This is a genomic window from Paenibacillus sp. ov031 (genome assembly GCF_900143165.1).
Taxonomy (GTDB): Bacteria; Bacillota; Bacilli; order Paenibacillales; family Paenibacillaceae; genus Paenibacillus; species Paenibacillus marchantiae.
On record NZ_FRDO01000004.1, the window covers coordinates 355,617 to 369,765 of the forward strand.

Annotated in this window: 14 protein-coding genes; 2 read left to right on the plus strand and 12 right to left on the minus strand. The window is 47.4% G+C overall.

Annotated features, from left to right (window positions below; translation table 11 throughout):
* Together BUA17_RS19120 and BUA17_RS19125 are read right to left on the minus strand one after the other, a co-directional pair.
* A complete protein-coding gene (locus BUA17_RS19120) occupies positions 1 to 507 on the minus strand; it encodes a cation:proton antiporter regulatory subunit (RefSeq protein ID WP_063565368.1) in 507 nt (168 codons plus the stop codon).
* Positions 497 to 970: a GreA/GreB family elongation factor gene (locus BUA17_RS19125; RefSeq protein WP_072734619.1), complete on the minus strand. Its 474-nt coding sequence runs from the start codon at positions 968 to 970 to the stop codon at positions 497 to 499. Before BUA17_RS19125 ends, BUA17_RS19120 begins: the two co-directional genes overlap by 11 nt.
* Before the next feature lie 388 nt (positions 971 to 1,358).
* On the opposite strand from BUA17_RS19125, the gene gdhA reads away from it, so the two are divergent.
* Positions 1,359 to 2,735 carry an NADP-specific glutamate dehydrogenase gene (gene gdhA, locus BUA17_RS19130; RefSeq protein WP_072734620.1) on the plus strand — a complete coding sequence of 459 codons (1,377 nt, stop codon included), beginning with the start codon at positions 1,359 to 1,361 and terminating at the stop codon, positions 2,733 to 2,735.
* A 210-nt stretch (positions 2,736 to 2,945) separates the two neighbouring features.
* Positions 2,946 to 3,800: a pentapeptide repeat-containing protein gene (locus tag BUA17_RS19135; protein WP_063565365.1), complete on the plus strand. Its 855-nt coding sequence runs from the start codon at positions 2,946 to 2,948 to the stop codon at positions 3,798 to 3,800.
* Positions 3,801 to 3,984: 184 nt separating this feature from the next.
* On the opposite strand, the gene BUA17_RS19140 is transcribed toward BUA17_RS19135, so the two are convergent.
* From BUA17_RS19140 to BUA17_RS19180, 10 genes are all read right to left on the minus strand, one after another.
* On the minus strand, positions 3,985 to 4,968 hold the full coding sequence (locus BUA17_RS19140; protein ID WP_072734621.1) for a diaminopimelate dehydrogenase: 984 nt from the start codon (positions 4,966 to 4,968) through the stop codon (positions 3,985 to 3,987).
* A gap of 139 nt (positions 4,969 to 5,107) precedes the next feature.
* On the minus strand, positions 5,108 to 5,254 hold the full coding sequence (locus tag BUA17_RS31270) for a hypothetical protein (RefSeq protein ID WP_170867886.1): 147 nt from the start codon (positions 5,252 to 5,254) through the stop codon (positions 5,108 to 5,110).
* A gap of 50 nt (positions 5,255 to 5,304) precedes the next feature.
* Positions 5,305 to 6,288, minus strand: coding sequence for an alpha/beta fold hydrolase (locus tag BUA17_RS19145; protein ID WP_063565362.1), 984 nt, complete (start codon positions 6,286 to 6,288; stop codon positions 5,305 to 5,307).
* Positions 6,289 to 6,558: 270 nt separating this feature from the next.
* Positions 6,559 to 7,314, minus strand: coding sequence for an exodeoxyribonuclease III (locus BUA17_RS19150; protein ID WP_072734622.1), 756 nt, complete (start codon positions 7,312 to 7,314; stop codon positions 6,559 to 6,561).
* Positions 7,315 to 7,419: 105 nt separating this feature from the next.
* Positions 7,420 to 8,154, minus strand: a complete 735-nt coding sequence (locus tag BUA17_RS19155; RefSeq protein ID WP_072734623.1) for an alpha/beta hydrolase — start codon at positions 8,152 to 8,154, stop codon at positions 7,420 to 7,422.
* 37 nt (positions 8,155 to 8,191) lie between these two features.
* Positions 8,192 to 9,214, minus strand: a complete 1,023-nt coding sequence (locus BUA17_RS19160; RefSeq protein WP_063565359.1) for a FecCD family ABC transporter permease — start codon at positions 9,212 to 9,214, stop codon at positions 8,192 to 8,194.
* Positions 9,207 to 10,214 (minus strand): FecCD family ABC transporter permease, encoded by a 1,008-nt coding sequence (locus BUA17_RS19165; RefSeq protein WP_063565358.1) that lies wholly within the window; start codon positions 10,212 to 10,214, stop codon positions 9,207 to 9,209. The genes BUA17_RS19160 and BUA17_RS19165 overlap by 8 nt, the downstream gene beginning before the upstream one ends.
* A gap of 24 nt (positions 10,215 to 10,238) precedes the next feature.
* Positions 10,239 to 11,240, minus strand: a complete 1,002-nt coding sequence (locus BUA17_RS19170; protein WP_072734624.1) for an ABC transporter substrate-binding protein — start codon at positions 11,238 to 11,240, stop codon at positions 10,239 to 10,241.
* Positions 11,241 to 11,357: 117 nt separating this feature from the next.
* Positions 11,358 to 13,001, minus strand: a complete 1,644-nt coding sequence (locus BUA17_RS19175; RefSeq protein WP_072734625.1) for an AraC family transcriptional regulator — start codon at positions 12,999 to 13,001, stop codon at positions 11,358 to 11,360.
* A gap of 109 nt (positions 13,002 to 13,110) precedes the next feature.
* Positions 13,111 to 13,938, minus strand: coding sequence for an alpha/beta hydrolase (locus BUA17_RS19180; RefSeq protein WP_244552197.1), 828 nt, complete (start codon positions 13,936 to 13,938; stop codon positions 13,111 to 13,113).
* Between the last annotated feature and the right edge of the window lie 211 nt (positions 13,939 to 14,149).

Sequence of the window (14,149 nt, forward strand, 5' to 3'; positions counted from 1 at the left end):
CTAGAGCCGTCCATTGGATAACAACTGTTTTAACAGTTTGATCTGATCCCGTTCACCAGCGACAACAACCGTTGCCCCCGCGGTAAAGGTATAGTCAGGACCTGGATTAAACTGTTTCATCCTGTTCTTCTCCACCACAGCAAGAATAACGGCTCCTGTTGCCTGGCGAATATTCAGTTCTCCGATCGATCTTCCTATGCTCTCTGAATGCGGCTCAATACGGAGCCACTCAATTAACAGTCCCTCCAGCATAACTTCACGCTCATCCTGAAAGGTTGGTTTGTACGTCATGCCACCGACAATAGCCGCAACCGCACGTGCCTCATCATCATCCAGTGTGACCAGTGACACCATATCTCCCAATTCTTCAGGCGAATCGCCTGATTCCATGTGAAACAGGTCACGTCGCTCATCATTATGGATAACGATGACCAGATGCTCACCGCTGCGTGTGTGCAACCAATATTTGCGTCCAATTCCCGGCAAATCCGTCTCTTTAAAGTGCATGATCTGCACCCCCAGTGGACATCCGATTCAAGGACTCATTGTTTAACGTAATATCCGTAATGCGTACTCGCATGGAGCCAGCCGGTATATTAATCGACCTCACTTCTCCCTCGAGCCCAAGCAATAATTGCCGCCCCACAGGGGAGAGGAAGGAAATATGCCCCGCATCCGGGTCCGCGTCATCCGGCATAACAATGGTGAATGAATCAGATGTATGAAAGTCAACGTAATCAAAACGGATCAAACTACCGATAAGTACCACCGAGTCCAGAGCTTCATCCGAACCAAGGAGCAGCTTCTCCACACACGTTGTATAGTTCGCAAGCAGCCGTTCCATCTGCGAGCGTTCCGGATCACGCACGTCAAAATAGGCGTCGAGAAATGTTCTTTTCTCTTCACCGAATATAATGAGCTGGTTCACCAGCATTTCTCTGCAATTTTGAAAGGAGGTCCTATGGTTCATAATAAATCTCACCTCCTATACAAGCCCTGTTCTCCATGTTGATTCGCATGTTTTTCTTCATCATGTTGTTCTCCTCCTTCATATAGATAAAAAAACCACGGATACCGCGGTCTTACTACCATCTTACCAAAACTAATTTTTTAATCCAGCTATTCCGTTAACTTTGCCTTGTATAACGATAAAAGGGGCGTCAATTCAGCTTCCAAACTTAACCTTTACATCATATGACAGATCCATAGAAGATTTTAATAACGTCATAAAAAACATTTTATGGGTTTTCATCTCGTATTTTTATTTTGTTTCCTGTATATTTAACTACAAACTTTTATGCAATTTATACAAATAGCCATCCCAAGACTTTAACACAATAAAGGAGTGCATTGAAAAAGTGTCGACTATAACTAAGGATTCAACTCAAGTAACTGCCGCAGAGTATGTTCATTCCGTTTACGAATCGGTTATCGCCAGAAATCCACAGGAAAGTGAATTCCATCAGGCTGTCAAAGAGATCCTGGACTCGCTTATTCCTGTCATTGCAGCTCACCCGAAATATCGGGAGAATGGCTTGCTTGAACAGCTTGTTGAGCCAGAACGTGTCATTACGTTCCGCGTGCCTTGGGTAGATGATCAAGGCAAGGTACAAGTAAACCGGGGATTCCGTGTTCAGTTCAACAGCGCAATTGGTCCTTATAAAGGTGGACTTCGTTTCCATCCTTCCGTTTACTCGGGAATCGTTAAATTCCTTGGATTCGAACAAATTTTCAAGAATGCCCTGACTGGCCTGCCAATCGGCGGTGGTAAAGGTGGTTCCGACTTCGATCCAAAAGGAAAATCAGATCTGGAAGTCATGCGTTTCACTCAAAGCTTCATGACTGAGCTGTACAAATATATCGGTTCCGATGCGGACGTACCTGCCGGGGACATCGGTGTAGGTGCACGGGAAATCGGTTATATGTTCGGACAGTACAAACGCATCAGCGGTGGACACGAAGCTGGCGTTCTTACAGGTAAAGGGCTCCTATACGGAGGAAGTCTTGCACGTAAGGAAGCTACCGGATTCGGATGCGTGTACTTTGTGAAGGAAATGTTGGCATCTAAAGGACTGAGCTTCAAGGACAGCACCGTGGTTGTCTCCGGTTCGGGTAATGTATCCATCTATGCCATTCAGAAGGCTCAAGAGCTTGGAGCTAATGTTGTCGCGTGTAGTGACTCTGGTGGTTATATCTATGACGCTCAAGGAATCAATCTGGATACCGTAAAAAGATTAAAAGAGGTTGATCGTCTGCGGATCAGCGAATATGTCAAAGAGCATCCACATGCCGTGTATACCGAAGGCTGTGAAGGCATCTGGTCTATCCCTTGTGATATCGCGCTGCCTTGTGCAACGCAAAATGAAATCGACGAACAGGCTGCTGCATTGCTCGTGCAAGGCGGAGTTAAAGCGATCGGTGAAGGAGCAAACATGCCTTCCACTCTGGCTGCGATTGACGTTTTCCATAAAGAAGGCGTTCTGTTTGGACCAGCCAAAGCGGCTAATGCTGGCGGAGTTGCCGTGTCCGCACTTGAAATGTCGCAGAACAGCATGCGGTTGTCCTGGTCATTTGAAGAAGTGGACGCCAAGCTGCATGACATTATGTCTGACATCTACACTAGCTGTGTTCAGGCAGCGGATGAGTACGGCTGTGCAGGTAACCTGCTTGCGGGAGCGAACATCGCTGGCTTCCTGAAGGTTGCAGACGCCATGCTTGCGCAAGGTATCGTCTAATTCTAATTGCGTTACAGTTGCTAACTAACTAAATAAACCGCCTTCCATCACGGGAGGCGGTTATTTTACATTCCTACCTGTCATTTATGGAGTTTAATCCGGTATCAGGATCGCCATATGATCCATATTCGAATTGATCGAAATCCAGTGTAATGGTAAAGTTGTACTGACCTTAAAATAGCATTTTTTTTAATAAAAGGAAGTGTACAAATGACTAACCAAGCATTCAGTAGCAATCAGGCTACTCTGCATTTAAGCGCAGACTGTGAGCAATGTTTTGGACTATGCTGTGTCGCCTTGCCGTATGGCAAGTCCTCAGACTTTGCTTTTGATAAATCCAGCGGTACCCCCTGTTCCAATCTTCGTACCGATAACCGCTGTGGCATCCATACACAGCTGCGACAGAAAGGGTTCAAGGGCTGCACAGTCTACGACTGTTTCGGAGCTGGTCAGAAACTATCACAAATTACATATGCGGGCAAGGATTGGCGTAATCATCCGGAATCAGCTGCTGAAATGTTCGATTGCTTGCCTGTCATGAAGCAGCTTCATGAGATGATGAGCTACATCAATGAAATGCTAATGCTGCCGGAAACATCATCCATCCATGCCGCGTTGAAGGACGTATATGGGGAAACGGAACGACTGACCGATCTGGAGCCATCTGCCATATTACGTCTCGATATTCCCGCACATCGGGCGGTGGTGAACGAACTGCTTGTACAGGCCAGCGAGATGGTGCGGGCAAAGGTCCCAGCTTCGGGTAAGGATCCTTCCAAATCGAAGACCAAAAAGCGTATTGGAAGAGACTTTCTGGGTGCCAATCTAAAAGGAGCTGACCTTCGGGGAGCAAGCTTCAGAGGTGCATTAATGATAGCGGCTGACCTACGAAACGCAGATATGAGAAAAACCGATCTAATTGGGGCTGACTTGCGGGATGCAAATCTGGGTGGAGCGGATCTGAGAGGCAGCATCTTTCTGACGCAATCCCAACTCAACTCGGCAAAAGGCAGTGCAGATACCAAGTTGCCGGATCATTTAAACATTCCCTCACACTGGCTGTAGGGAAGACTACCCCAAGATGAAGTATGAATTATGAATGAATATGAATAAACCATGAATATGCACTGATTCGTATGTACAACACAAACAGCTCGTCCCTCTGTTTAGAAGGACGAGCTGTTTGTGTTGTATTACATTTTAGATATGAATTAATCAGGTCTTACAACTGCGGTAATGAATTAACGGACTACAGCAAGTCGCGGCGAAGGTCCTCAGCCGATTTAGGAGACAGGTGACCGAGTGGGATATCAAATACTGTCTTAGCCCCTTTGTGTCCTTCCAGACTCAAACGTTGTGCGGCTCTTGCATAAGCCACCAGCACACTTGCGGTAAATTCAGGATTGCTGTCGAGCTTCAGACCAAACTCAATAATTTGTTTCTGGCCTGCACCTGTAACTCCACTGCGAATGACAAATCCACCGTGCGGCATGCCTTCATGCTCAGCCTTCAATTGCTCTTCAGTAATAAACGTTACCGTTGTATCGTAATCCGAGAAATAGTTAGGCATAGATACAATCGTTTCACGAATCTCGTCCTGATTTGCACCAGCTTCTGCAACTACATAGCATTGACGCAGATGCTTCTCACGTGTGGTCAATTCTGGGGTCTCCCCAGCACGAATGCTGTTGATTACTTCTTCAACAGGTACAGTGTATTGCACACCAGCCTTAACGCCAGAAACACGACGGATGGCATCGGAGTGACCTTGGCTTACTCCTTTACCCCAGAACGTGTACTCTTTACCTTCTGGCAGGATCGATTGAGCAAGCAGTCGGTTCATTGAGAACAAGCCTGGGTCCCAACCTGTGGAAATGACGCTCACGTGGCCACCTTGCTCTGCCGCGGCGTTAACTTCTTTATAGAATTCAGGGATTTTGGCATGTGTATCGAAGCTATCCACCGTATTGAACAATTTTGCAATTGCAGGTGTCTGCTCCGGAAGATCAGTTGCCGAACCTCCACACAGAATCATCACATCAATTTTGCCTATGTATTGCTCAGCAGCAGAGATGTGCTCGAAACGAACCTCCGTACCTTCTGCAACCATCTGCTCCGGGTTACGACGTGTAAATACAGCAACAAGCTCCATATCCGGGTTTTGAGTAATAGCTTTCTCTACACCTTTGCCCAGATTTCCGTAACCTACGATACCAACTTTGACCATGTTCAATCCTCTCCTGTCTTCATCTATAGTTGCCTACTTTATCTAGTATAATGATATAACATAACATGTAAATTGTCAGGTTTCCAGTTTGAAAATAAAAATACCTTGCATGCAGAGCAGCAAGGCCTGATATATTCCTTTTATTCTAATCACGTCCAACCGAATGGATAAAAGGTATGACATCCACGGAAGAAGTAGCAAACAAGACGGAAACGGACAATACCGTTAGAGACAACAGACAACTTGCCAGGAGTAAGGAAAGGAATCTTGAAGCGGTACTGATCTTTTTCATCCATCCTACCTCCTCATCTTGTTTGCTATATTTTGGCTGGATTATGTTCTTCATAGTTCACCGGACCGCCTCACCAACTCCAAAATTTCATTGGCGACAATATCCGGCTGACTGTTATGAATATCGTGTTTGGCGTGTGCCACAGTGACCTGTGTTCCTTGACTGGACCATGAAGCAAAATCGGCTTGATCTGCCTGCCATGCCCGGCTGCCTTCGCTCGGTTTCTCTGAACCGGCCGTCAGAATGGTTAGCGGGAAGGAGAATTCCTTTTTATGCTCCAGGATATGGGCAGCGTTCTTCTTGGAATTGCGCATCTCTCCAATCACGTTGTCATTGTAAGCATGCTTGAGTGTGGATATGGTGGCTGCCTTTCTCATTGACTCCGTAACGAGATCCGGGTTAACGACCAAAGATTCGGTTAACCGATCCGAATGCAGCAATGTCCGCACAATTCCTGTTTTCACCAGAAGACGGGCTGAATCGAAATACCAATCCGATTGCTCCATAGCCACAGTGCTGTAATATTCGGGACTTCCTCCATCAATCATGACCATGCCAGCTACCTCATCGGGATACATTTGTGCGAATCGCAAGGTCTCCAGCGATCCTAGAGAATGACCTACCATGATATATGGCGGACGTTGGCCGGATACTCGCAGCAATTGATGGATTTCCTCTGTAATGGTATCGATATCACGTGGCCGATCCGTATAATCGCTATACCCGTAACCGAACCGATCATACACCGCAATTTTCACCTGGGATTTCAACTTGTTATATAGCGGGCTGAAATCAACATACGGATTGGGCGTACCCCAGCCTGAAGCGAGAACAACTGTCGCATTTCCTCTTCCCGTTGTATAGAGATGCATGTTACGTCCGCTCACCTCATACATCTTGCCTGGTGCAGTATAAGATTTCATGTCCTGTGTCGACTGATACGCCTCGTACGCGGTACCTACCAGCAGCAGAAGTCCTGTTGCCAGCATCAGGCCACCCAGCCCCTTCAAACCTCTCCGTAACCCCTTCTTCATCGTTCTCTACCCCTTACCCGAATCATCTTCTATATGTATTCTTCAATCTTACCCAAGTACGGGTGGAAACGGAACGATCCCGGGTCCAGTTCTTTCCCCAACCTAAGTCTAGTTCCACCCCCTACCCGCAGGATGAAAAATACCATTGAGACCTGCACCAAAGAGAAGATACTCATATAGACAACGTAAAATAACCGCAAATTCCCGATAACGGAAACCTGCGGTTATGATGATAATCATTTTGTAAAAGGTACATACACCCTCTGCAATCTACAATTGCAACGTGAGACCCACCGGGCAATGATCACTGCCCATGACATGGCAATCAATATGTGCATCCGACACCTTCGGAGCCACCTGATTGGAGACAAGGAAATAATCGATCCGCCATCCAACATTACGTTCTCTTACCTTGGGCATGTACGACCACCAGCTGTACACATCCGTGCGATCCGGGTACAGATGACGGAAGCTATCCACATATCCGGCAGCCAGCAGGTCGGTCATCTTGCCTCGCTCTTCCAGCGTGAATCCCGAGTTGCCCAGATTCGGCTTCGGATTCTTCAGGTCGATCTCCTGATGGGCTACATTCAGGTCACCACATACGATAACCGGCTTGGTCTGCTCCAATTGCAGCACGTACCCTCTGAACCGATCCTCCCATTCCAAACGGTAAGGAAGTCTGGTCAGATCCCGCTTCGCATTGGGGGTATATACGTTGATTAGATAAAAATGATCAAACTCCAGCGTAATCATTCGGCCTTCCGGTTCACTGTCTTCCTCTATCCCGTACCAGACAGATAGCGGCTTGATCCGGGTAAATACGGCTGTGCCGGAGTATCCTTTTTTGATAGCATAATTCCAGTATTGATATACGTCTTCACCCAGATCCATTTCGATCTGTCCTGCCTGCAGCTTGGTCTCCTGCACACAGAAAATATCGGCTTGACTCTCGTTATAATAATCCATGAATCCTTTGGTAACACATGCCCGCAATCCATTCACATTCCAGGACACCAGCTTCATATCCTCATCTCCTCACATCTCCCCAATATAGCATGGGCGAATTCGGAAGGACAAGCTGAGGTGTGACGATATCCAAACAGAATGAGCGCTTACTAAGCCCTATGCTCACTGAAACAACCAGGTTAATGCTTCAGGCAGATGCTTGGCAAAAAATAAAAGATCATGCGTCCCGCCCTCTTCCTCCACATAATTCAGCCGCTCGGCAGGATAGCCCTGGGCCAAAATCATGCGACATGCAGAACGTGTATTTTCCAGCATTTGTGCTTGGGCATTAGCCTTGTACACACCTTCCAGACTCCCAACGTACATATACAACTTCAACCCGCAGCGTTCAGCCCAGGAATAGTCACTCATATAATCGAGGAAACCTTCATACCACATTGAGGCTGATAACGCCCCAACCTTTCCAAAGATATGAGGAAATTCCATCGCCGCAAACAGAGAGATCAGCCCACCGAGCGAACAGCCAAGTATACCTGTATTCTCTGAATCTGTAAGAGTACGGTAAGACGAGTCCACATACGGTTTCAGCTGCTCAGTGATCGCCTTCAGATATATGATTCCCTGACCGCCAAAGGCCGAAAAGGATGCATGTAGCGCTGGTACAGGCCATGGCGTGTAGTCATCGTTGCGATTGTGAGGTTCAATACCAACCAAAATCAATTCAGGCAGTTTTCCGGAGCGAAAAGAATGATCCAGCAGATTGCTACAGGCTTTGGCTACCGCACCTCCATCCTGAATATAAACGACCGGGTAATGACGATCTCCCTCTGTGTAAGATGGCGGAAGCAGCAGATGGAGCGTCCAGCCATTAACCGACTCCTGTACCCATTTACTCATGTATGGAACCCTTCCCTCTTGTTTCAAATCTGGCTTGTTACATCCGGTTTTTGAGCAGTAAAAAGATGAAATAAGGAACGCCAATAATGGAGATGACGATGCCCACAGGCAGTTCTGCCGGGGCAAACACCGTTTTGCCAATCAAATCCCCTACAACAACCATCGCCATGCCGACCAACCCGGATATCGGAATGACCCGTTTATGGTGAAGCCCCACCAGCCGCCGTGCAATATGAGGAGCGATTAACCCAACAAATCCGATACTCCCGGATACGGCAACACAGGCACTGACGAGCCCAACACTGCCCAGCAACAATATTTTTCTCTCCCGATGAACATCCACGCCGAGTCCCATGCTGCTGGCCTCCTGCAGCTGCATGACATCCAGCACACGGGATTTAGCCCAAAGCAAAGGAATCAGCAGAACCAGCCATGGAATCATCGCCGATATGTATCGCCAATTGGCATTATAAATGCTGCCTGTCAGCCAGACGGTAGCCATCTCAAAATCGGACGGGTTCATCTTTAGGGAAAGATAAAGCGTAATTGCACTAAAACCTGAACCGATGGCAATCCCGACCAGAATAAGCCTTTGGGAATCCAACTGACCACGCTCCTGTGCAAACCACAAGATGAGAATAACTGCCGTTAATCCACCCACCAGGCCAAACAGTGGCATCGCCATAATGGACAACCATCCTGTACCTGTTATGGACCCATGAAACAGAAGCATAAAGAGCACCATTGCTGTTCCAGCACCTGCGTTAATACCAAGCATGCCGGGGTCAGCAAGCGGATTGCGCGCAATACCCTGAATTACAGCTCCGGCAATCCCGAGTCCCAGGCCAAGCAGTAATGCAATGACAATTCGCGGCAGCCTGAAATCAAAAATAACGAGATCATGCTCATGGACAGGGTCCAGCCGTAATAACGTTTTGACCACATCCATCACCGATATGTCAAACGCACCGTTAGTCAAACTGATATAAACGGCTGCTGCAATGATTATTGAACTTATGAAAATGACGGCCCATAATCTTCCCCGCTGCGGTTCAGGCATGTTTTCCCCCTCCTTTAGTTTTGATCAGATAAAGGAAGAAGGGAACGCCAAATAATGCGGTGACGACTCCAATTGGTGTTTCAAACGGAGAGTTAATGAAACGACTCAAGATGTCACACCAGGCCAAAAAGAATCCGCCCAGCAGAGCGGAGCACGGAATAATCCAGCGGTAATCCACCCCGAAGAGAAATCGGGTAATATGCGGAACCAACAAACCGACAAAAGCGATTTTGCCCGCCAAAGCCACAGATATTCCAGTCAGGATAACTACACTCAGTATCGATAAAGCCTTAACCCATCCGGTACGCTGCCCCAGGCTTGTTGCCACATCATCGCCCATCGACAGAATGGTAATAGACTTGGAGAGGATGATGGCTAACGCCAGTCCCACCACAGCAAATGGAATAATCAGCTTGATCATGCCCGGGTCCATCTGATGCAATCTGGCGTTATACCAGAAACTGATCGTTTGAGACACCTGATAATAGGTAGCCACGGCCTGAGATACACCACCGAGGAATGTACCAATAATCGTGCCCAGAATGGCAAGTCGAACAGGCGACATACCCCCCGGCAGTAACCAGGCTATGAAAAATACCAGTCCTGCTCCAAGTGCCGATCCCGCCAAAGAGTAAAATATCAGACCAAGAGATGACGTATTCGGCATAAATACCATACATAAGGTGATGACCACTACCGATCCATCGGATACTCCCATAATGGAAGGGGATGCAAGATAGTTTCTTGTCATCCCCTGCATGAGCGCACCTGACACCGCCAGAAAAGCCCCGATTAATAGAGCACCAATAACACGCGGGAGCCGGGATGACACGATGATCTGGTGATCGATGCTGTCTGTATCAAAATGGAAAATGGCTGCCATTATGGTTGAAACGTCAATGCTCTTGGCTCCGTACATGACGGACGCAAGAATGGTAACTGCAATGAACAGAGGTGCTGCTGCGAACAGCACCACCGGATTCAATCTTCTTTTTTGCATAGGAGTATACACGCCTTGCTCTAATTATTTGGATAACTGCTCAACTGCTGCTTTCAGGAATTCAATACGACTCCAGGCCGGACCACCTTCAGCCAATGGATCAATGACATTAACAAAAGCATGATTTTCCTTCAGCGCAGTTGTCTTCTGGATAATCGGGTTGTTCTGTAGATCTGTCAGGGCATTCGGGGTGTCGGAGTTCTCGGATGTCTCAAATTGTACAAACACATAATCCGGGTTCATCTCTGCAAACTTCTCTACCGAAAGTGCTTCCTGTGCTTTGGCTGCCTGAATCTCGGCCGGAACCTGGAATCCAAGGTCTCCATACAGAATCGGATTCACAAAGACAGACTCAGGATACACATACATTTGTCCGTTACGAATACGTACTGCCAACACCTTTTTGTTTTCCAGTTTGTCCCCAAGTTCAGCCTGGGCAGTAGTCAAAGCAGCCTTATACTGTTCAATTTCCTGTTTGGCCTGTTCCTGTTTGCCTGTCAGCTCAGCCAGTAGATTAAGGTTCGACTCCCAATCCGTAGCAATATGAGACACCTGAATAAATGGCGCAATTTTGCTTAACTGCTCGGCCACTTCAGGTTTAAACTTCGTAGAACCCAGGATAATATCCGGTTTCAGGGACAGAATGGTCTCAAAGTTAGGCTCAATCTTCTGCCCAATGGACTCAGCTTGATCCGTGATAGAAGCATACATCTCCGGGAATTCGCCGCCAAAAGTAATAGCCCCTACCGGATGTACATCAAGAACCAGTGCATCCTCCATGGCTTCCATGGAACCGGTAATTACAATACGGTTAACCTCTGTCGGAACCGTGTACTCCTGATCTAAGTATTTAATAGTTCTTGTACCTTCAGCTGCCTCAGCTGTATCCGTTTCATTGGTCGTCGCCGTTGTTCCAGTCGAGGCCGAATTCTCCGCAGTCCCTGACGCGTCCTCTTTATTGGCGCACGCTCCCAATACAGCGAGCATACATATCATTACCAAACATAACCCCAATTTCTTTTTCATCTCTGGTGATCCCCCTTCAATTTCGATTATTCTAATTGAGAATAATAATCATTATTGAATGATAAACAAGATTGACCGACAGAACCATGGACTCTGTCCTGAATCTCTATGGATTTTTCACCGATAGCGATCCATCAGATCGTCCAGGATGCGTTCGTTGGCGAGGGGCGAGTTCTCAAGCCAGGGATCAGCCGGGATGATGAACAACCGGTTATTCTGAACAGATTTTATATTTTGCCACAAGGAGGTTTTCTGCACATCCTCCCAGAAGGATAACGTCTCACTCTCCTGACATACCATCAGAAATATCCAATCCGTCTGCATTTCATCCAGTTGTTCCAGCGTAATCGGCTCGTTATATATCTCCCCTTCCTCACTGACATGAGCTGGTTTGACTGCCAAATCTCCATATAACACTTCCAACATGGATGGTGAACAATAACGTGTGAACTGATGTTTTAACAAACGGACAACGACTACCTTCTCGTTGCCAAGCTTTTGATGCATCATCGTTTTGACCTGGTCAACCTTATGATCATAAGTTTCCAGCCAACTCTTGGCATCCTGCTGTGTCCCCAGATGTTCAGCCAGAATCTGGAGCTGTGATCGCCAGTTGTGATCTGAGACCGTGAGGTAATGAACCGGTGCAATACCTTCAAGCTGTGCTTTCTCCTCAGGTCGCAAATGGTCGTAACTGATAATCAGGTCGGGCTGATGCTCCTGCAGAGCCTGAATTTTGGATTGCCATTCCATGTCAATCCGATAGGCACTCAGATGTACAGGGATGTCCTTGCCATACATTCGATAATAATACGATGTCCATTTCGGGTGCAGCGGTGCCGCATAGGGAATCATGTTCAGGGCCAGCAAATGTCCTGTAATCGCAATGTGATAGGCGGCAATTTTACGGCGGCGGCTGTTCATATATACCGAAGGGGATATTCCCATGGCTTTTTTAAATTTGCGACTGAAGTAAAATTCGTCGTGATATCCAACCTGATGAGCAATATCCCGCAGACGCATTTCAGTACCGGCCATCAGTTGTTTTGCCCGGTTAATGCGGAGTGAAGAAATATAATCAGTTGTACTCATTCCATATCTTCGCTTGAACAGGTCCACATAATATTTCGGACTCAGCCCGGCCATGCCTGCCAGATATTCCACGGTTAGATTCTCATTGGAATGCTCATCGATATAATCTTTGGTACGCTGGATCATCATCTGGGAATCTTCCTTGAGCGGAGGTGATGCTTCTGTAAGGCTTGCGAGTAATTGGAGAAATTGCACATGTGCCTGAAAATGTCCCATGGCCCTGCCACTATGCCACAGGTTGTGTATTTCTTCGCACATAAATGAGAGCTGAACGGTTGGTGACACCGCCAGCTCCTTGCCAGATCTGAACATCGGGGTATCTTTAACCACATGCAAAGTGTCAGGATCATCATGCAGCTCTTGATAAAGGTCAAACCGCATGATCGTTACTTCGGCTCCTTCATCTCCGAAAGAGGTCAGTCCAAAAGTGGATTCGGGTACACAGGAATATACGCCTTGTGCATGGATATGGATAGACCCCCGATCCAGTGTCAGTAAGGCTTCACCACCTGTGACCATGACAAGCACATAAGACGAGGTATGCTGCTGGGGAATGTTCCAGTCTGAAGTGGATTTCATTTTCTCCATGTCACGCAATTTTATAGTCAATCTGTCGAGTGGATACGTGGAATCCACTTCTTGATTAGGGTATAAGTTAGGGGAAATCATCTATTTATAGGCCTCCATTTGATAACCATTCTCAATAACTATCATCAGTATATCAAATTTTCAGAGACCCCCGCATCTACTAGTTCTTTCATGATGGTGCTCAACCCGATCAATCTCTGGATGCAAATCGCAGTACTCTGCTGATCAACACAGGCAATACAGAGATGTGACCTTCATCTTCAAAACAGATAAAATCAGCACGGACTCCATTTGCATCGGCATGGTTCAACCATTCGGTAAATGCTCGGGAACGTTCAATCACCCCGCTGGGATGACTCCCCTCCAGTTCTCCTGCTGCAAGTAAAACGTGAATTTCCATACGATTATCCAGCATACGGGAAGCAAACGTCTCTTGCTGCCGGGCGATCCAGGCCGAGTTCCAATGAAGAGACGGACTACCTGCAATGTAATTTCGGTATGTTCCCGGACGATCTAGTAACAACTGCAAAACAAATAATCCGCCCAGCGAGTGTCCCACAACGGACTGTCTGCTCCGGTCAATGGCATAGCGTCGTTCAATGTCCGGCTTCAATTGTTCCTCGATAAATTGGGTGAATGCTTCAGCGCCGCCATGCTCCGGCCAAGTTGCTCCGTCCGGTCTCCGGGGTAATTCATCTTCGGGAACCGACATCATAAAATCATAGTGCCTGTCCTGTGGAAAGGCTTCCCGGACTGTATACCCCACGCCAACAATAATTGCTGGCGCAACCCCGGTCTTCTCCGGGCGTAAAGATTGTACACGCATGGCCTCAACCATCGTACCAAACACCGCATTGGCATCCAGTAAATAGATCACGGGATATCCGGAAGCTGGCGGGGCGCTCTCCGGCACCCAAACTCTGATCTCGTACTCTCTTTTGGTCTGTTCTGCACGCATGCGGTAAAAGGTGGTTCCCGGCAAAGTTACCTCCGGTTCTGTTCCGTCATGTCTCATCACTTGTTTCAATGAAGTATTCCTCCTGGTTGCTACGGCTTTAGTCTCCGATTATATCCAAGGTAGGTCCGGCCTTCCATGGACGAATCACCCATTTCCATATGGAAAATGCACCGCTTCATTGCACGCATGGCTTTTCCATTTCCATGAAAGAACAAAGCCGGCCCCCTTGACGGGGTAACCGGCTCTGTTTTGTTTTGCTTTGTATTGTAGG